The following is an 18,663-nucleotide window of genomic DNA, read 5'->3' as shown; positions in this document are numbered from 1 at the left end:
ACTGTCCTACTTGATCTCAGAGAAAAGCGCCTACGATGCAAGATATCAATCACGCCCTCTCCGTTATCGCCGACAAGCTTTCTCTGGCGAACCTTTCGCTCAACACGAACGGACAAGCCGAGATCGTTTTTGGTGACGGTCTTTCGATCTACGTTACCAGAGTCGAGCCTGCCGTTGCCGAACTCAGCTTCCGTTTGCCCCATCTGGATTTCGCCGACCCTCCCATGATGCGGGCCATGCTCGAGGCAAATTGCCTCGGAGCGGGGACGGGGCCGGGACGCCTCGGTGTCGACGCCGACAGGGGAGAATGCATCTACAGCGAGCGTTGGGAAATCTCGGACCTCAGCGCGGCTCGCGTGGAGGCCAAGCTCGCGTCATTGATCCAATATGGGGTCTTCTGGCGGACGAAGGGAACCGACCTCCTCCTGTCCGAAGCGGAGAAGCATCGCCAAAGCGACGAAGGCGACGCCCCTCTCGTCGAACAGCACGACGAGCAACCTATGATTCTGCGAGTGTGAAGCTCGCAGCCGGAAACGCCTGGAATAGATTTGCCAGCGGCGCACGCGGCGGTGGCAAGAAACGCGTCCTGGAATGCCCGATTTCGGTTCAAGGTGCCGGATCGCAGGCATCACGGCGCCGTCACCCCTGCACGCACGGCGCTGCAGCGGCACCACCCGGCTCCTTGCGTCGAGCGTCGGACCACACAACCAGTCCGCTCGCCCGGCACGGTCTGGCGGGCGCCCTCAGGCCGCCTGCGCCGCCATCGTCCGTTCCATCAGCCGATCGGTCTGCGAGACGTTGTCGGCGCGGCGGCGCGTGAGCGCGAGCACGAAGCCGGCCGTGATCGCGACCGCCAGCATGGACGAGCCGCCATAGCTGATGAAGGGCAGCGTCATGCCCTTGGCGGGCATGAGGTGGAGGTTCACCGCCATGTTGATGATCGACTGGAGGCCGAACAGCATCACGAGGCCGGTGATGGCAAGCCGGTTGAACGTGTCGCGCTGGGCGAACGCCACGTTGAGGCCCCGGATCACGATGAAGGCGAAGACCGCCGTCAGCGCCATGCAGGAGATGATGCCGAACTCCTCGGCGATCACCGAATAGGCGAAGTCGGTGTGGCTATCGGGCAGGAGGCGCTTCACGATGCCCTCGCCCGGCCCCTGGCCGAACCAGCCGCCGCGCAGGATCGCCTCGCGCGCCGTATCGGTCTGGAACGTGTCGCCCTCGCCCGTGAGGAAGCGGTCGAAGCGGGAGGCCACGTGCGGGAAGACGACGTAGGCGCCGAGGATGCCGAAGCCGCCGAGGCCGCCCAGCATCACGATCCAGAGCCACGGCAGCCCGGCCATGAAGAAGAGGCCGCCCCAGACCGAGGTCGTCAGGATGGTCTGGCCGAGGTCGGGCTGGGCGACGAGCAGCGCCACGACCGTTCCGAGCAGCATGATCGAGAAGAGGTTGCCGGGGATGTCGGAGCGGCGCGAACGCTCGGCGAAGAGCCAGGCGCAGACCACGACGAAGGCCGGCTTCATGAACTCGGAGGGCTGGATCGTCAGCGGTCCGGCGCCCACCCAGCGCCGCGCGCCCTTGACCTCCATGCCGAAGAACAGGGCCGCGACCATCAGGACGATCGCCACGCCCAGCATGATGATCGACATGCGTCGGATGCCGCGCGGGGTCAGCAGCGAGGTCGCCAGCATGGCGGCGATCGAAGGCAGCAGGAAGAGCGCGTGCCGCTTCACGAAGTGGAAGGGCTCCAGGCCGATCTTCTCGGCGACCGGCGGGCTGGCGGCGAAGCTCAGCACCATGCCGCCGATCATCAGGATCAGGAAGGCCGCCAGGAACCAGCGGTCGATCGACCACCACCAGTCGGTGATCACACCCTTCTTGGCGCGGCTGGCGGCCATGACGCTCATGTCCTCACGATAGGCGCGGCGCCCGGCAACGCGTTCACCAACTGGCGGAACGTGTCGCCTCGCACCTCGAAGTTCCGGAACTGGTCGAAGGAGGCGCAGGCCGGCGAAAGGAGGACGATCTCCTCGCGGCCGCTGGTGCCCGCCTCGCGCGCGGCGTTCTCGACCGCGACCTGGAGACTACCCGAGATTTCGTAAGGAATTCGTTCACCAAGAGTGGCGGCGAAGGCGGGCGCCGCCTCGCCGATCAGGTAAGCTTTGGCGACGCGGGGAAACAGCGGCTCGAGCGAGGCGATGCCGCCCTCCTTGGGCAGGCCGCCGGCGATCCAGTGGATGCGCGGGAAGCTGCCGAGCGCGGGCGCGGCGGCATCGGCATTGGTCGCCTTGGAATCGTTGACGAAGAGCACCGTGCCGACGCGCGCGACCTCTTCCATGCGATGGGCGAGCCCGGGAAAGGATCGCAGGCCCGCCTCGATCTCCTCGAAGGAGAGACCGAGCGCGCGAAGGGCCGCGACGGCGGCCGCCGCGTTCTGGCCGTTATGCGCACCCCGCAGCGAGCCGATGCCGCCGAGCGCGATGCGCCGCTCGGCCTCGCCGCCACGCATGACGTGGAGGGTCCCGTCGCGGAAGAAGATGCCATCAGTGAGCTCGCGCGAGCGCGATATGCGCACGAGCGGGCGTCCCTCGCCCTCGTGCCAGTCGGCGATGCCGGCGCACCACTCGTCGTCGACGCCCACCACCGCCGTGCCCGCCTCCTTCAGGAGCCGCGCCTTGATGGCCGCGTAGTTCTCCATCGTGCCGTGGCGGTCGAGATGGTCGGGCGAGAGGTTGAGAAGGAGGCCGACGGTGGGGGCGATCGAGGGTGCGAGGTCGATCTGGTAGGAGGAACACTCGACCACGTAGAAGCGGTCGGCGCGTGGCGGCTCGAGCGTCAGCACCGGCACGCCGATATTGCCGCCGAGCTGCGTGTCGCGGCCCGAATGGCGCAGGACGTGCGCGATCAGCGCCGTGGTCGTGCTCTTGCCGTTGGTTCCGGTGATGGCGACGAAGGGCGCCTCGCCCCCCAGCCGCGCGCGCTCGCGGGCGAATATCTCGATGTCGCCGATGACGGGCACGCCGTTGGCTGCGGCGAGCTCCACCGCCCAATGCGGCTTGGGATGGGTCAGCGGCACGCCGGGCGAGAGCACCAGCGCGGCCAGGCCGCTCCAGTCGAGCGCATGGAGATCGCCGGTGGAAAGCCCCTCGCCCGCCGCCGTCTCGACCGAGCGCGGGTTGTCGTCGAAGGCGGTCAGCTTCGCGCCGCCCGCCTGGAGCGAGCGGGCCGTGGCGAGCCCCGACCCGCCGAGGCCGAACAGGGCGACCGGCTGCCCGCGGAAGGTCTCGGCTGCGATCATGTGGGCGTCCCCTAGCGGAGCTTCAGCGTCGACAGGCCGACGAAGGCGAGAAGCAGCGCGATGATCCAGAAGCGCACCACGACCTGGCTCTCGGTCCAGCCGAGCTTCTCGAAATGGTGGTGGATCGGCGCCATCAGGAAGACGCGCTTGCCGGTGAGCTTGAACGAGGCGACCTGAATGATCACCGAGAGCGCCTCGATCACGAAGAGGCCGCCGATCACGGCGAGCACCAGTTCGTGCTTGGTGGCGACCGCGACCGTGCCGACGAGGCCGCCCAGCGCCAGCGAACCCGTGTCGCCCATGAAGATCGCGGCCGGCGGGGCGTTGAACCACAGGAAGCCGAGGCCCGCGCCGATCAGCGCGCCGCAGATCACGGAAAGTTCGCCCGTGCCCGCGACGTAGTGGATCTGCAGGTAGTTCGAGAAGTTCGTGTTGCCCGCGAGATAGGCGATCAGGCCGAAGGCGGCGGCCGCGATCATGATTGGCATGATCGCCAACCCGTCGAGGCCGTCCGTGAGGTTCACCGCGTTGCCCGCGCCCACGATCACGACGGCGGCGAAGGCGGCGTAGAACCAGCCGAGGTCGATCAGGAGCTGCTTGAAGAAGGGGATCGACAGCGAGGTCGCGAAGGAGCCCGTCTGCGCGAGGATGATGAGGACGCCGGCGGCCAGCGCGATGGCGAACTCGATGGCGAGCCGCGCCTTGCCGGAGAAGCCGAGGTGGCTCTGCTTCGTGACCTTCAGATAGTCGTCGTAGAAGCCGATGGCGCCGAAGCCGACAGTCACCAACAGCACCGTCCAGACGTAGAGGTTGGATAGGTCGGCCCAGAGCAGCGTCGAGGCCAGGAGACCCGCGAGGATCATGAGGCCGCCCATCGTGGGCGTGCCGGCCTTCTTGAAATGGGTCTGCGGCCCGTCGGCGCGGATCGGCTGCCCCCGCCCCTGCCGAACGCGCAGGTTCGCGATGATCGCCGGTCCGAACAGGAAGACCGTGATGAAGGACGTGATCAGAGCCCCGCCGGTGCGGAAGGTGATGTAGCGGAAGACGTTGAAGGCCTGGACGTCCGCGGCGAGCGCGGCAAGATAGCTGAGCATCGGTCGTTCAAGCGTCCTGGGCCATCGTGGTGGGGCGGAGCGACGCCTCGTGCGCCCCGGCGGGCGTGCCGAGACGAGCGACGAGGTTCTCCACGAGACGGCTGAAGCCGATGCTCTTGGACGCCTTGGCCATGACGACGTCGCCGGGGCGAAGATGACCGGCCAAGCTTTCCTCAAGCTCCCCGGCGGAGCCGAACCACTGCGCCTCGATCCCGCGCTCGCGCAGCGCGAGGTAGAGCGTGCGCATCTCCGCGCCCGCCAGAAGAACGAGGTCGCAACCGGCTTCGGCGACGGGCTCCACCAGGGTCTCGTGCAGGTCGCGCGAGAAGGACCCGAGCTCCAGCATGTCGCCCAGAAGCGCGATGCGCCGCCCGCCCGGGCCGGGCTGCATCGCGCCCAGAAGACCGAGCGCGGCGCGCATCGAGGCCGGGTTGGCGTTGTAGCTCTCGTCGATCAGCGTCAGCATGCCGGAGCCGACAGCGAGCCGGTGGCGCGCGCCGCGGCCCGTGCCCGCGCGCCAGGAGGAAAGCGCGGCGGCGGCCAGCGCGACGTCGGCGCCGAGGAGGTCGGCCGCGCCGAGCACGGCCAGCGTGTTCTGGACGAGGTGTCGGCCGCCGGACGGCAGCTGGAACTCGACCGGAGTTCCGTCGATCAAGGCGCTCGCGTGCGAGCCCTCCTCGAGCGGGGCGAAGCCCGTCAGGCGGTAGTCCGCCCCGTCCGCCTCGCCGAAGGTGGTGATGCGGGTGACGCCGGCCGCGAGCGCGATCTCGCGCAGGGCCGCGCTCTCGGGATCGTCGGCGTTGATCACGGCCGTGCCGCCGGGCGTCAGCCCCTCGAAGATCTCGCCCTTGGCGCGCGTGATCGCGCGCAGGTTCTCGAAATGGCCGAGATGGGCCGGGGCGATCAGCGTGACGATCGCCACATGCGGACGCACGATCTTGACCAGCGGCCGGATCTCGTCCGGATGGTTCATGCCGATCTCGAACACGGCAAAGCGCGTGTCGGCCGGCAGGCGCGCGAGCGAGAGCGGCACGCCCCAATGATTGTTGAAGGAGGCCTCCGAGGCGTGGACCGTGCCTTCCGCGCCGAGCGCGTGGCGCAGCGCCTCCTTGGTGGTGGTCTTGCCGACGCTGCCCGTCACCGCGACGATGCGGGCCTGCGCACGGGCGCGGGCGGCAACGGCCAGACGCTCCATCGCCTTCAGCACGTCGTCCACCACGAGCAGCGGCACGGGCAGGCTGCCGAGGGCCGGCAGCTTCTCCTTGGAGACGACGAGAAGCGCCGCGCCGGCGGCGATCGCGGGCCGTAGGAACTGGTGACCGTCGACCCGGTCGCCGCGGATCGCGAAGAAGACGTCGCCCGGCTCCAGCGAGCGCGTGTCGATCGAGACGCCGCCGATCGCGGGCGGCATGGTTCCGACCGGGCGACCGCCGGTCGCCTCGGCGATCGCGGCGCCGGTCCAGAGCGGTTCCGTCATCGTGCCGCCTCCCCGACCGCGCGGCGGACCTCCTCGTGATCGCTGAAAGGCAGCGTCACGGTGCCGACCGTCTGGCCGTTCTCGTGCCCCTTGCCGGCGACCACCACCGTGTCGCCGCTGCGCGCCATCATGACGGCATGACGGATCGCCTCGCGCCGGTCGGCGATCTCCTCGGCCTTGGGCGCGTCCTCGAGGATCGCCGCGCGGATCGTGGCCGGCTCCTCGGAGCGCGGATTGTCGTCGGTGACGATCACGACGTCGGCAAGACGCTCGGCGATCGCGCCCATGATCGGGCGCTTGCCCCGGTCGCGGTCGCCGCCGCAGCCGATCACCGCGATCACGCGGCCCGTCGTGAACGGACGGACCGCCGCGAGAACGTTCTCTAGGGCCTCCGGTTTGTGGGCGTAGTCCACGAAGACCGGCGCGCCCTCCGCTGTCGTGGCGGCGAGGTCGAGGCGGCCGGGCGCGCCCCGGAGCGTTTCCAGCGCCGGCAGGACATCGTCGACATTGACCCCGCCCGCGACCGCAAGGCCCGCGGCGACCAGGGCGTTGGACATCTGGAACTCACCCGCCAGCGGCAGCACGATGCGGTGCAGCCGGCCGGCTGCGTCGATCTCCGCGACCTGCCGGTTGCGCTCGTGCTCCAGGCGCTTGAGCTTCAGGAACCCGCCGTCGCGCCCGACCGTCATCACGGTCATGCCGGCGCGCTGCGCGGCCTCGACGGCGGCGCCCGACCAGCGGTCGTCGGCGAAGATCACGGCCGGCGAGCCCTTGGGCAGGAGCGTGTCGAAGAGGCGCATCTTGGCCGCGAAATACTCCTCGACCGTCGCGTGGTAGTCCATGTGGTCGCGGCCGAGATTGCTGAAGCCCGCCGCGCGCAGACGCACGCCGTCGAGGCGGCGCTGCTCGAGCCCGTGGCTCGACGCCTCCATCGCGGCGTGGGTCACGCCCTCGTCGGCGAGTTCACGCATGAGGAGGCTGAGCGCCACGGGGTCCGGCGTCGTCAGCGTGCCGTAGTCGTCGCGCGTCGGCGAGACGACGCCGGTCGTTCCGATCGAGGCGGCCTTGAGGCCGAGCGTCGTCCAGATCTGGCGCGTGAAGGCGGCGATCGAGGTCTTGCCGCTGGTGCCCGTCACCGCCACGACATGCTCGGGCTGCGCGCCGTGGAAGCGGGCGGCCATGAGGGCGAGGGCGCGGCGCGCGTCCGGCGCGCGCAGGACAGCGCCCCCCGCCTGCGGCGCCGGCGCGTCGAGCGGCAGGAGAACGGCGGCGGCGCCCTTGGCGCGCGCTTCCGCGACATAGCTCGCGCCGTCGCCCTTCGTGCCGGGCAGCGCGGCGAAGAGGTCGCCGGGCTTCACGGCGCGGGAGTCGGCGGTGAGGCCGCGTATCTCCACGCTCGCGAGGTCGTCGCCCGTTGCGATGTCGGCGGCGAGGTCGGAGAGTTTCATCAACGGCGTTCCCGTGTCCGTCTATCGGCCGGTGGCCGGGGTCGGCGGTCGGCTTAGGACAAGTCGACCGCCGATAGAAGCGTTTTCGAATCGCTCAGTAGGAGACGAGGAGCTGGCGCCCCGTGTCGCCGAAGTCCGGCTTGACGTTGAGGAAGGTCGCGGCGCGGCGCACGATGTTGCCGACCATGACGCCCGCGTTGAAGCCGGCGGTCGCGTTCGGGTCCTTCTCGAAGCGCTTGGGCTCGTCGATGATCGTGACCACGAGATAGCGGGGCTTCTCGATCGGGAAGGCCCCGACATAGGCGTTGAAGCGCGAGTCCTTGGAGTAGCGTCCGTTGACGACCTTCTCGGCCGTGCCGGTCTTGCCGCCGACATGATAGCCCGGCGGGTTGGCCCGCTTGCCAGAGCCCTGTTCGCCGTTGAGGCGGAAGATGCCGCGCATGTCGTCGGACGTGTGCTGCGCGACGACGCGGACCTTGATCTTGTCGGCCTCCTCCTTCGTGCGCGGCAGGAAGGTCGGGGGAATGTACCAGCCGCCGTTGGCGATGGCGGCGGCGGCGACCGCCGTGTTCAGGGGTGTGGTGGACACGCCGTGACCGAAGGCGATGGTCATGGAGTTGATCTTCTTCCAGACCTTGGGCTGGGTCGGCATGGCGACCTCGGGCAGCTCGGTCTTGACCTTCGACAAAAGGCCCATGCGCGTCAGGAACTCCTTGTGGCCGTCGATGCCGATGAGGTCGGCCTCGCGGGCCGAGCCGACGTTCGAGGAGTATTCGAAAATCTCGGGCACCGAGAGCGGCCGGCCCTTGCCGTGGAACTCCTTGATCGTGAAGCCCGCGACGCGGAAGGGCGTCGTGTCGAAGATGTCGGTGACCTTCACCTTGCCGGAGTCGAGCGCCATGGCGGTCGTGAAGATCTTGAACGTGGAGCCCATCTCGAACGTGCCGGCCGAGACGCGGTTCAGGTTCTCCTTCTTCAAGGCGTCGCCGGGCGTGTTGGGGTCGTAGTCGGGCACCGAGGCCATGGCGATGATCTCGCCGGTCTCGACGTCCATCACGAGTCCGCCCGCCGCGATCGCCTTGTAGCGCTCGACGCCCGCCACGAGTTCGTCGCGCACGATGTGCTGGACGCGCAGGTCGAGCGACAGCTTCACCGGCTCGAGGTCGCCGTTCGAGGCGAAGCCCGACGACTGAAGGGCGCGGAAGCCCGAGTCGTCGACATACTTCTCCATGCCGGCGATGCCCTGGTTGTCGATGTTCACCGCGCCCAGGACGTGCGCCGCCGTCGGTCCTCCGGGGTAGAAGCGCTTCTTCTCGTTGCGGAAGCCGATGCCCGGAATGCCGAGCGCCAGGATCTCCTGCTGCTGGCGCGGCGTCAGCTCGCGGCGCAGCCAGGCGAAGCCCGCCTTGGAGGACAGGCGCGCATGGACGACCTTCGGGTTGAGGTCGGGCAGCACCGTCATGAGCGCCTCGGTCGCCTCGTCGGCGTCCACGATGCGGCGCGGCTCGGCAAAAAGCGAGGCGGTCTTGATGTCGGTCGCCAGCACCTCGCCGTTGCGGTCGACGAGGTCGGGCCGCGTGATGGGTCCGCCGATGCCGGAGGTCTGGAACGGGTCGGTCGGGTCCGAGATCGCGCCCCAGACGACGAGGCGCGCGCCGATCACGCCGTAGATCGCGCAGAACAGGCCGACGGCGATCAGGAAGCGCGGGCGGTTGCGCGGAGGCTCAGCGCGGCGCGGGCGCAGCGACCGGCGCGTCCCGGATGCATCCGACGGGGAGACGGGGGCCAGGAAACGGCGCAACGGCGTGCGGCGCAGGAGCGGGGCGATCATCGGGCACGGCCCTTCGAGGCGTCGGCGAAGGTGCGCCCCTTGGCGTCCTTCTCCGGCTCGGGCGGAAGCGGGGCGGAGGGCAGCTCGTCGGGACGCACGATCTGCTCGGGCGCGATCGGAACGAGCTGCAGGTCGGCGTTGAAGGCCTGGGCGAGAGCCTCCATGCGGCGCGGCTGGTTCAGAAGGCTCCAGTCGGCTTCGAGAAGCTGGATCGTCTCGCGCTCGAGCGCGATCTTGCGGTCGAGCGCGATGACCTGGCTCTCCAGCGCCTCGACCTGGTACTTGTTGCCGAAGGTCCAGGCGGCGGCGCCGAGCATCAGCACGATCAGAAGAACGTCGAGCGTCTTCAACATGAACAGGTCAAGCTCCGGCGGCGGGCAGATCGGCCAGGTCCGGCAGATCCGCGAAGGCATGGGCCTCCCTCCCCTCGCGCGCGGGTGCTCGGGTGCGGGTGGCGGATCGCAGCTTGGCCGATCGGGCGCGCGGGTTCAGGGCGACCTCGCCCTCCTCGCCCACGACCGGCCGATTGCGCGACTCGAATGTTGGGGCTTTATGCTGAACATCGGGTAAATGGCGCGAGCCTGACGCCGCCTCCGAGCGGTCGCGCAGGAAGCGCTTCACGATGCGATCCTCCAGCGAATGGAAGGTCACGACCGAGAGCCGCCCGCCCGGCCGAAGCACGCGCTCGGCCGCCAGAAGTGCCCGCACGAGCTCGCCCAGCTCGTCGTTGACGAAGATGCGCAGCGCCTGAAAGGTCCGCGTCGCCGGATCGATGCGGTCCTTCGGGTTGCGCCCGATCGTGCGGGCCACGAGGTTGGCCAGATCGAGCGTGCGCTCGAAGGGCCGCTCGGCACGGCGCGCCTCGATGGCGCGTGCGATGCGCCCCGCCTGCCGCTCCTCGCCGAGGAAGTTCAGGACGCGCGCGAGATCGCCGACCTTGAGACGGTTCACGACGTCGGCCGCGGAAGGACCCGCGCCGCTCATGCGCATGTCGAGCGGCCCGTCCTTCTGGAACGAGAAGCCGCGCTCCGCCTCGTCGATCTGCATGGACGACACGCCGATGTCGAGGACGACGCCGTCGACCTCGTCGATCCCTTCCGCCGAAAGGATCGCCTCCATGTCGCCGAAGCGCCCCTCGCGCAGCCGAAGGCCGGGAAATTCGTCGAGGAACGGCCGGGCACCGGCGATGGCGCTCGGGTCTCGGTCGATGCCGAGCACCCGGTATCCACGACGAAGAAGGGCGGCCGAATAGCCGCCCGCGCCAAAGGTCCCGTCGACGATCAGGCTTCCCGGAGGAAGGTCGAGCGAGGCCGCGACGGGCGCGAGAAGCACCGGAATGTGACGAACCGGTCCGCCATCGGCGGGATCCTCGGTCCCGCCGAGATCCGTCATCATTCCGGTGATCTCTCGCGCTCGTCGCGCGACGAGCGCTTGGCGAGGAGCCGCGCGCGCGCCTCGGCCCGGTGGGCCTCGAACGCGGCAGGCTCCCAGAGCTGGAAGAAATGCGAGCGACCCACGAAGGCCACTCGATCGCCGATGCCGGTATGGCTTCGCACGAAGTCCGTGACGCCGACACGCCCCTCGGCGTCGAGCTTCAGGAAGGCGCCGTCGCCATAGGCGAAAAGCGACATGTCCGCGTAGTCCTCGCCGAACGGATCTTCCTGAGCCATGCGCGCCTCGTAGCGCTCGAGGAGATCGAGCCCGCCGACATCGATGGCGGGCTGGCCGATCGCCTGTAGCGCGTAGAGCTCGCGCTCGCCGCGCGAGGCCAGGATCTGACGAAAAGGTGCCGGCACGGAGACTCGCCCCTTCGCGTCCACGTTGTTGATCCAATTGGACAGGAAGCGCATCCGCGACAGACCCGTTTCCATCCGGCGAAGCGTTCGATGAGCCTTCCGCGCCGAAACCGACCCCTCGCGCTGCCGACACCCGGAAGCAGGCACACGCCGTCCCGGCGCGAGCCCTCACGAGCCCGCCGCACAACCTCGACACGATGGAATCGGATCGACTGGAAGGCATCGAACCGTGGAATTTGGGATATCATGGGACCCCATGGGGGTCAATGGGAACAACCCCTCCGATGCCGCCGAAGGGGCGCCGCGCACGGTGCGGAACAAATCAAAAACATGCAGCGATAACAGTGGTTTGAGGCGCGTGGTCCACCGCATCATGAAGGGCCGGCGTGGCGCCGATGCATCGCCGGCGGGCTGATGCGCCAGCTCCGGCTTGCCTCGCGAGCGCACCGCTCCAGGCGCCGGTGGGGCGCCGTCCCATGATACGCCCCAGCCGTCGCGCCACGGGTGCTCGCGCGCATGTCGAAGCCAGCCGTCGAGCGCGAGATTTGGGAGCGAGATGCCAGTCGGCCTGTAAGCCGGGTTCTGTCCGGCAGCCCGAAAGCTGCCTTGGGCGACCATTCCTCTGGGACGACGCTCGCGCGCCGCCTCAAGCAACCCACCCGAACGACCGGCCCGGAGAGGGCTGACGGTTTCCCGCCGCGTCGTTCCTATTCGGTCTTGCTCCCGGTGGGGTTTACCATGCCGCTTCCGTTGCCGGTCGCGCGGTGGGCTCTTACCCCACCGTTTCACCCTTACCTCCCGTTGGCCCGAAGGTCGTGGAGGCGGTCTGTTCTCTGTGGCACTGTCCCTGGGGTCGCCCCCGCCGGGCGTTACCCGGCACCGTTTCTCCGTGGAGCCCGGACTTTCCTCCCCCGCGGCCTTTCGGCCCTTGCGGCAGCGGTCGCCCAGCCGACTGGCGGCTTCTTAAGGGGGTCCGGGGCGCCGCGTGTCAAGCGCCGGCGGGTCAGATGCCGGGATCGCGCGAGCGGTCGGAGTCGAGGCTGGCGAGAACGAGCTTGACCTTCTGGCAGTAGCGAGCCGAGGTCGGGTTCATGCGGCGTGAGTAATGGCCGGCATTGTACTTCAGGATCGTGCCGCAGAGCGTTCCGCCGCCGCGCCGCTCGGCACCGGCCAGATACTTCATCCCGTAGCGGATGTTGACGATCGGGTTGTAGAGATCGGTCGCCGCGCCCTCGAAGCCCATGTCGCGAGCGGTGGCAGGCTTGATCTGCATCAGCCCGATCTCGCCGGCGCGGCCGGTGACGTCGATGCGGTAGCGGCTTTCCACCGATACGATGGCATGGGCCAGTTCGACGGAAACGCCATTGGCGCGGGCCTCGCGCTCGATGATGTCGGCGAAGGGGCGCGCGGCGAGCGTGGAATCGGTCGGCTCGGCAGCGGCAGCGGCCACCTGGGGGGTCTCGATGTCGGCGGGCTTGAGCGGCGCCGTGGATGTGGACGAAGCGGAATCGGCGAAGGCAACGGAAATCTGGGCAAGCGAAAGCGTCACGGCGCAAGCCATGGCAGGCAGTTTCGTCATTTCGGTCCTGTGGTACGGATCGTCGGTCCCGCCCCGCCCCAAAACCCGGCGTGCGGACCATCCCCTCTCTGCCGCGATGCTCAGCGGCGGTGACGGGGCCGGTTATGGCGGCGAACCGGACCGTCAATGTGACGGCGCGGTAACACAATATTTCAGAGTGATACAAACACGGCGCACCGATTCGGCCCGGTCCAGCCTCGGGTCAGCTACGGACGGGTCGCGAGCAGCCTGTGCAGGGTCGCGACGGTCGAGGCATCGGCGCACCCGTCGACCTTCGCTTGGCGGAAGTGCCGCTGAAACGCCAAGGTGCAGAAATGCGTTGTGTCGTCGAAGGTTCCGTTGATGTCGCAGGGGTATCCGTAGCTCGCGAGCATTTCCTGCCAGGCCGCGACCGGGGGGCCCGCGTCACCGCGCAGGAGGAAGCGCCCGCTCCGCATCTCGACCGGCGCCACGAAGTGGCCGACGCCCGCTGCCCAAAGTTGATTCCAAGGGAAGAATTCGCCGGGATCTTCCTTGCGAGCCGGGGCGACATCCGAGTGGGCCACGACCTGATCGCCCGCGATCGACCAACGATCGACACAATCTCGGCACAATTGGACGACGGTGGCGATCTGTTCGGAAGGGAACGCGCGGTAGCCGTGTTCGTGGCCGGGATTGACGATCTCGATCCCGATCGAGCGCGAGTTGACGTCGTCCCGCCCCTTCCAGCGCGAGAGTCCCGCGTGCCAGGCCCGGCGCGCCTCGGGCACCAGCTGGACCAGCGTCCCGTCCTCGTCCACGAGGTAATGGGCCGACACCTCGGCGGCCGGGTCGCGCAGCCGTGCGAGCGCGGAAGCCGCGTCCCGCATGCCGGTGTAGTGAAGAACGAGCATGTCGGGCCCGGCGCCGCCCGCCCGCTCGTTGTGGTTGGCCGAAGGCTCCAGCCGCGACACCAGCGCGCTGTCGGCCTGCCAGACCGCCTCCGTCGCCATCAGGACACCGCCACCCGCCCGACCATGGCCCAGGCGGCGTTGATCGCTTTCATGCGCTCCGTGGCGATCGCCATGAACTCCGCCGGGACCCCTCGCGCGGCGAGGCGATCGGGGTGGTTCTCGCGTACGAGATGGAGGTAGCGGCGGCGCATTTCCTCGTGGCTGGCGTTCGGATCGACGCCCAGCACGGCGAAGGCCCCGGCTTCGCCGCCGTCGACATGGCGAGCACGGATGCGCTCGAACTGCGCGGCGGTCAGCCCGAAGCGCTCCGCGACGGCCGCGAGGAAGTCGAGCTCGCGCTCGTGCACCACGCCATCGGCACCGGCGATGTGGAACAGGCCGTCGAGGACGTCGACGAGCAGCGCACAGCCCTCCTCACCGTCCGCCGGCGGCTCCTCGCAGAGCGCGCGCATGCGCGAGGCGTAGATCTCGAAGCCCGCCGTGTCCTGCTGCGCGATGGAATAGAGACGGAAGACGTTCTGAAGTTCGTCGGGCGGGATCAGGAAGATGCGACGGAAGGCGCTGATCTCGGCCGGCGTCACGACGCCGTCGGCACGCGCCATCTTGGCCGACAGCGCGATCATCGCGACCGAGAAGGCGACGCGGCGCCGCGTCTCGCGGTCGCCCGAAAAAGCGGTGCGAACGCGCTCCACCAAGGTCTCGACGACCGAGCCGCCCTGCTGCGCGAGGTCCCTCAGGAGCTGCCCGAGGGTGGAAAAGATCGACATGCCGTCCGTCCGAGGACCGGGAGAATCCCCGGCGCCTTTCCTATCGTGTCGCGGCGACCGCGAAAAGACGGCCGTGCGCGAGGCGCCTCCCGACAAGCGAACGGCCGGCTCGAAGAGCCGGCCGCCGCCCTCTCGCCGAGGCGATGAGGATCAGTTCGTGGTCGTGGAGGTCGTGGAGCCGCCGGTCGCCGGCGCCATCGTGCCGCCGGTGGCCGGCGTCGTGGTCGTCGTGGTGGCGCCAGGCGTCGCGCCCGTGCCGGTGGTGGCGGGGGCGGTCGTCGTCGAGCTCGAGGTGGTCGACGGCGTCTTGGAGCTGTTGTCGGAGCAGGCCGACAGGGCCAGAAGGGCGGCGACGCCAGCGGCGAGCGTGATGGTCTTCATGAGTGTCGGATCCTTTTGCGACGATGTACCTTCGGGACCCCCAACGCGGGTGCGACCAAATGGTTCTCCCGCATCAGATCACGCATTCTTTTATCCCGACACACGGTCGCGGGTGCTCCCCAGCGCGGATGCGTCAGCCTCGCGTCAGGCGCCGCCGCGAACGTGCGCGCCGTTGCGATCGGGCGGACCCCAAGGTGTCCGCGTCCTTAATGGAGACGCGAGACCCATGGCCGACACCGGCTCCCACGCCATTCGCCCCAGCCGCGGCCGCGCCCGTCGCCTCGTTCTCACCGGCCTCTTCTGCGCGCTCGCCGCCCTCGGCGCCTGCCGCTCGGCCTCGCTCGACCCCGGCGATCTCGGCCTCTCCGGCATCAACGGCTCGACCCCGGAACACTATCCGGTCCACGGCATCGACGTGTCGAAGTACCAGGGCGAGATCGACTGGGACGCGGCGCGGCGCGGCGGCGTCGCCTTCGCCTTCCTGAAGTCGACGGAAGGCGGAGACCGCGTCGATTCCGCCTTCCTGCGCAACTGGAAGGCGGCCGCCGCCGCCGGCGTGCCGCGCGGGGCCTACCACTTCTTCTACTGGTGCCGGCCCGGCATCGAGCAGGCCGCCTGGTTCATCGCCAACGTGCCGCGCGACCCGCAGGCCCTGCCCCCGGTGCTCGACGTCGAGTGGAACCCGGACTCGCCCACCTGCACGCGCCGCCCGCCGCGCGACGAGGTGGTGCGCGAGATGACGGCCTTCCTCGACGCGGTCGAGAAGCACTACGGCGTGCGACCCATCATCTACGCCCCAATCGACATCCACCGCGACCGCCTCGTCGGAACCTTTCCCAAGCATCAGTTCTGGCTGCGCGGCGTGAAGGACCACCCGACCGCGAACTATCCCGACCGCGATTTCCGCTTCTGGCAGTGGACGGCGACGGGCACCGTGCCGGGCGTCGACGGCCTCGTGGACCGCAACGCCTTTTCGGGCACGCGCGAGGACTGGCGCGCCTGGCTCGCCGCCCATCGTCCGTCGAGCTGACGGTCAGGCCACGCTCGCGCCGCAGTTTGCGGCTTCAGCAGCCTCATCCCGATTTCCAGACCACAAGGATGCCTCCCCGATGTCCCATGCCCCGCGACGCCTCGCGATTCTCGCCGCCGCCCTTCTGGCTACCACCGGAGGAGCCCTGGCGCAGGGCGCGCAGTGCGGCGGCGACTTCGGCGCCTTCCTCGATGGCGTGCGGACGGAAGCGCGGGCGAAGGGCCTGTCGGAGGCCGGCATCGAGCGGGCGCTCGCCAACGTGCGCCCGGACCCGAAGGTGCTCTCGCGTGATCGCGGCCAGGGCGTGTTCCAGCAGGCCTGGACGCAGTTCCAGGGCCGCATGGTCAACAAGGACCGGCTCGCGCGCGGCCAGGCGAACCTGCGCAAATACGCCTCGACCTTCGCCGAGGTCGAGCGCCAGACCGGCGTGCCCGGTCCGGTGATCGCCTCGTTCTGGGGCCTCGAGACGGACTACGGCGCGGTTCTCGGCGACTTCGACACGCTGTCGGCGCTGGCGACGCTCGCCCACGACTGCCGCCGTCCCGAGATCTTCCGCCCGCATCTCATCGGCGCGATCGAGCTCGTGGATCGCGGATACCTGCGCCCCGACCAGATGCGCGGCGCCTGGGCCGGAGAGCTCGGCCAGACCCAGATCCTGCCGGAAGATTACCTCGCCTACGGGACGGACCAGGACGGCAACGGCACGATCAACCTCCTGACCGACGTGCCGGACGTCCTGATGACCACCGGCAAGTTCATCCAGTCCATGGGCTACCGTCGCGGCGAGCCTTGGCTGGAGGCCGTGCGCATTCCCGCGAACTTCCCCTTCGACCGCGCGGCGCTCGTCTCCAAGGAGCCGCGCTCGGAGTTCGCCAAGCTCGGCGTCACCAAGGCCGATGGCTCGCCGCTGGAAAGCGACGGCATGATGGCCTCGGTCGTCCTGCCCCAGGGCGCGGGCGGCCCGGCCTTCCTGGCCTTCCCGAACTTCGACATCTACCTGACCTGGAACAACTCGCTGACCTACTCGCTGACCGCCGCCTATTTCGGCACGCGCCTGGCGGGCGGGCCGGCGGCCGACATGGGCAACCCGCAGCCGGGCCTCGACGGCGAGCAGATGAAGGTGCTGCAGCAGCGCCTCGCCACCATGGGCTATGACGTCGGCAAGATCGACGGAATCCTGGGCGCCAACACGCGCGCCGCCGTGCGCGAGGAGCAGATGAAGCACGGCCTGCCCGCCGACGGCTGGCCGACCGCGCGCCTTCTCACCGCGCTCAACTGAGCGTCAGTACCCGATCGTGAAGCGACCCCGCACGTGGCGGGGCTGCTCCAGCTCGTCCACCAGCGCGATCGCGTAGTCCTCGAACGAGATCGAGGAGCCCTGGTCGTTCGCGATCAGCGCATCCTCTCCGAGGCGAAAGCGGCCCGTGCGCTCACCGGGCACGAACATCGCGGCGGGCGAGAAGAACGTCCAGTCGAGGTCGTCCTCCGCACGCAGCCGGTCGAGATAGTTGGCCCCCGCGCTCGCCTCCGCCTTGTAGGCGTCCGGAAAGCCCGGCGCGTCGAGAAGGCGCTGGCCGGGCGCGACCTCCAGGCTCCCCGCACCGCCAACGACCAGATAGCGCTTCACCCCACTCGCCCGGACCGCCGCGATCAGCGTCTCGGCGTCGAAGGCGAGAAAGTGGACCGAACTCACCACCGCGTCGTGTCCGCTGAGGATCGAGGCCAGCGCGTCGGCATCGGCGACGTCGCCGCGCACCGGCGTGACGCCCGCCAGCACCTCGATGCGCTTGGGGTTGCGCGCGATCGCCGTCACCGCATGCCCCCGGTTCGAGAGTTCGCGCAGGATGCGGGAGCCCGCCTGACCCGAAGCTCCGATCAATGCCACCTTCATGATTCGTCCTTCTTTTGGTAACCAACGGATACCAGATGCCACCTGGCGACCGGCCTGAAAAGAAGGCACCGGATGCGCACGAGGTCACCGCGAGGAAACCCATGGACCTGACGCCCAACGTCTACGATCCCGCCTGCCCGACGCGGCTCGTGCTCGATCGCATCGCCGACAAGTGGACGACGCTTCTCCTGACGCTGCTCGCCAAGGGTCCACGCCGCTTCAACGAGCTGCGACGGATGATCGGCGGCATCTCGCAGAAGATGCTGTCGCAGACCCTAAAGAGCCTCGAGCGCGACGGACTGGTGGCACGCGAGGTCCTGCCCACGATGCCGGTCAGCGTCACCTACTCGATCACGCCGCTCGGGTTGACGCTCGCGACCGAAATCCAGGGGCTGACGACCTGGGCGCAAAGGCATATCGGTGCGGTTCTCGCCGCCCAGTCGCGCTTCGACGCGCGATAGGGCTCGCGCGGGGTTCAGGGAGGACCGCCCACATGGAATATCGCTCGCTCGGACGCTCGGGGCTGAAGGTCTCGACGCTCACCATGGGAACCATGACCTTCGGGGGGCGCGGCAACTTCGGCGCCACCGGCGCGGTCGAGGTCGACGACGCCCGCCGGCTGGTGGACCTGTGCATCGACCAGGGCGTGAACCTCATCGATACGGCCAACGTCTATTCCGGCGGACGGTCCGAGGAGATCGTCGGCGAGGTGCTGGGCGGCAAGCGGCCGGGCGACGTCCTGATCGCCTCGAAGGTCCGCTTTCCGATGGGCGCGGGTCCGAACGAGCAAGGCCTGTCGCGCCTCCACATCATCCGCGAGTGCGAGGCGAGCCTCAAGCGCCTGCGCACCGACCGGATCGACGTCTATCTCGTTCACCAGTGGGACGGGCAGACGCCGCTGGAGGAGACGATGGCGGCGCTCGACACGCTCGTCCAGCACGGCATGGTCCGCTACGTCGGCTGCTCGAACTTCTCGGCCTGGCACCTCATGAAGGCGCTCGGCATCTCGGAGCGCCACAACCTCTCGCGCTTCGTCACGCAGCAGATCCACTACACGCTCGAAGCGCGCGAGGCGGAATACGAGCTTCTCCCGGTCGCGCTCGACCAGGGCGTCGGCGTCATGGCGTGGAGCCCGC

19 protein-coding genes and 1 other RNA gene are annotated in these 18,663 nt (G+C 69.1%); 5 read left to right on the top strand and 15 right to left on the bottom strand.

What is annotated here, in order from left to right; translation table 11 throughout:
- The first annotated feature begins 35 nt into the window (after positions 1-35).
- The gene (locus tag AUL35_RS03635) at positions 36-518 is read left to right on the top strand and encodes a type III secretion system chaperone (RefSeq protein WP_062012110.1); all 483 of its coding nucleotides are present in this window, start codon (positions 36-38) and stop codon (positions 516-518) included.
- A 225-nt stretch (positions 519-743) separates the two neighbouring features.
- On the opposite strand, the gene ftsW is transcribed toward AUL35_RS03635, so the two are convergent.
- The 14 genes from ftsW to AUL35_RS03565 all read right to left on the bottom strand — a co-directional run bounded on the left by ftsW (position 744) and on the right by AUL35_RS03565 (position 14,606).
- Positions 744-1,901: a putative lipid II flippase FtsW gene (gene ftsW / locus AUL35_RS03630; RefSeq protein ID WP_062012108.1), complete on the bottom strand. Its 1,158-nt coding sequence runs from the start codon at positions 1,899-1,901 to the stop codon at positions 744-746.
- Between the two features lie 5 nt (positions 1,902-1,906).
- A complete protein-coding gene (gene murD, locus AUL35_RS03625; RefSeq protein WP_062012107.1) occupies positions 1,907-3,301 on the bottom strand; it encodes a UDP-N-acetylmuramoyl-L-alanine--D-glutamate ligase in 1,395 nt (464 codons plus the stop codon).
- A gap of 11 nt (positions 3,302-3,312) precedes the next feature.
- Positions 3,313-4,395: a phospho-N-acetylmuramoyl-pentapeptide-transferase gene (mraY, locus tag AUL35_RS03620; protein WP_062012105.1), complete on the bottom strand. Its 1,083-nt coding sequence runs from the start codon at positions 4,393-4,395 to the stop codon at positions 3,313-3,315.
- 7 nt (positions 4,396-4,402) lie between these two features.
- Positions 4,403-5,872: a UDP-N-acetylmuramoylalanyl-D-glutamyl-2,6-diaminopimelate--D-alanyl-D-alanine ligase gene (locus AUL35_RS03615; RefSeq protein ID WP_062012103.1), complete on the bottom strand. Its 1,470-nt coding sequence runs from the start codon at positions 5,870-5,872 to the stop codon at positions 4,403-4,405.
- Positions 5,869-7,320 carry a UDP-N-acetylmuramoyl-L-alanyl-D-glutamate--2,6-diaminopimelate ligase gene (locus AUL35_RS03610; RefSeq protein ID WP_062012102.1) on the bottom strand — a complete coding sequence of 484 codons (1,452 nt, stop codon included), beginning with the start codon at positions 7,318-7,320 and terminating at the stop codon, positions 5,869-5,871. The genes AUL35_RS03615 and AUL35_RS03610 overlap by 4 nt, the downstream gene beginning before the upstream one ends.
- A gap of 94 nt (positions 7,321-7,414) precedes the next feature.
- Complete coding sequence (locus AUL35_RS03605; protein ID WP_062012100.1) at positions 7,415-9,151, bottom strand: penicillin-binding protein 2; 1,737 nt, start codon at positions 9,149-9,151, stop codon at positions 7,415-7,417.
- Entirely contained in the window at positions 9,148-9,504 is a 357-nt protein-coding gene (locus tag AUL35_RS03600) for a hypothetical protein (protein WP_062012152.1), read from the bottom strand. The genes AUL35_RS03605 and AUL35_RS03600 overlap by 4 nt, the downstream gene beginning before the upstream one ends.
- Before the next feature lie 7 nt (positions 9,505-9,511).
- Positions 9,512-10,543, bottom strand: coding sequence for a 16S rRNA (cytosine(1402)-N(4))-methyltransferase RsmH (gene rsmH, locus AUL35_RS03595; RefSeq protein WP_082666082.1), 1,032 nt, complete (start codon positions 10,541-10,543; stop codon positions 9,512-9,514).
- A complete protein-coding gene (gene mraZ, locus AUL35_RS03590) occupies positions 10,543-11,022 on the bottom strand; it encodes a division/cell wall cluster transcriptional repressor MraZ (RefSeq protein ID WP_244493656.1) in 480 nt (159 codons plus the stop codon). The genes rsmH and mraZ overlap by 1 nt, the downstream gene beginning before the upstream one ends.
- A gap of 480 nt (positions 11,023-11,502) precedes the next feature.
- An RNA gene (gene rnpB / locus AUL35_RS03585) (RNase P RNA component class A) lies at positions 11,503-11,903 on the bottom strand.
- Between the two features lie 47 nt (positions 11,904-11,950).
- Positions 11,951-12,526: a lytic transglycosylase domain-containing protein gene (locus AUL35_RS03580; RefSeq protein ID WP_062012096.1), complete on the bottom strand. Its 576-nt coding sequence runs from the start codon at positions 12,524-12,526 to the stop codon at positions 11,951-11,953.
- A gap of 206 nt (positions 12,527-12,732) precedes the next feature.
- On the bottom strand, positions 12,733-13,497 hold the full coding sequence (locus tag AUL35_RS03575) for an N-acetylmuramoyl-L-alanine amidase (RefSeq protein WP_062012094.1): 765 nt from the start codon (positions 13,495-13,497) through the stop codon (positions 12,733-12,735).
- The gene (locus AUL35_RS03570) at positions 13,497-14,225 is read right to left on the bottom strand and encodes a DnaJ family molecular chaperone (RefSeq protein WP_062012092.1); all 729 of its coding nucleotides are present in this window, start codon (positions 14,223-14,225) and stop codon (positions 13,497-13,499) included. Before AUL35_RS03570 ends, AUL35_RS03575 begins: the two co-directional genes overlap by 1 nt.
- Positions 14,226-14,375: 150 nt before the next feature.
- On the bottom strand, positions 14,376-14,606 hold the full coding sequence (locus AUL35_RS03565) for a hypothetical protein (RefSeq protein WP_062012090.1): 231 nt from the start codon (positions 14,604-14,606) through the stop codon (positions 14,376-14,378).
- Positions 14,607-14,832: 226 nt separating this feature from the next.
- On the opposite strand from AUL35_RS03565, the gene AUL35_RS03560 reads away from it, so the two are divergent.
- Positions 14,833-15,636, top strand: a complete 804-nt coding sequence (locus AUL35_RS03560) for a GH25 family lysozyme (protein WP_062012088.1) — start codon at positions 14,833-14,835, stop codon at positions 15,634-15,636.
- A gap of 79 nt (positions 15,637-15,715) precedes the next feature.
- A complete protein-coding gene (locus AUL35_RS03555; protein ID WP_062012086.1) occupies positions 15,716-16,915 on the top strand; it encodes a lytic murein transglycosylase in 1,200 nt (399 codons plus the stop codon).
- 3 nt (positions 16,916-16,918) lie between these two features.
- On the opposite strand, the gene AUL35_RS03550 is transcribed toward AUL35_RS03555, so the two are convergent.
- Positions 16,919-17,530 carry an NAD(P)-dependent oxidoreductase gene (locus tag AUL35_RS03550; RefSeq protein WP_062012148.1) on the bottom strand — a complete coding sequence of 204 codons (612 nt, stop codon included), beginning with the start codon at positions 17,528-17,530 and terminating at the stop codon, positions 16,919-16,921.
- Positions 17,531-17,628: 98 nt separating this feature from the next.
- On the opposite strand from AUL35_RS03550, the gene AUL35_RS03545 reads away from it, so the two are divergent.
- On the top strand, positions 17,629-17,988 hold the full coding sequence (locus tag AUL35_RS03545; protein WP_062012084.1) for a helix-turn-helix domain-containing protein: 360 nt from the start codon (positions 17,629-17,631) through the stop codon (positions 17,986-17,988).
- A 32-nt stretch (positions 17,989-18,020) separates the two neighbouring features.
- The coding region (locus AUL35_RS03540) for an aldo/keto reductase (protein WP_192847033.1) at positions 18,021-18,663 on the top strand (643 nt) is incomplete at its 3' end.

It is taken from the genome of Aureimonas sp. AU4 (genome assembly GCF_001463765.1).
Taxonomy (GTDB): Bacteria; Pseudomonadota; Alphaproteobacteria; order Rhizobiales; family Rhizobiaceae; genus Aureimonas.
Note: the sequence above shows the minus strand (reverse complement) of the source record. Positions and strands in the feature narration are given on the sequence as shown.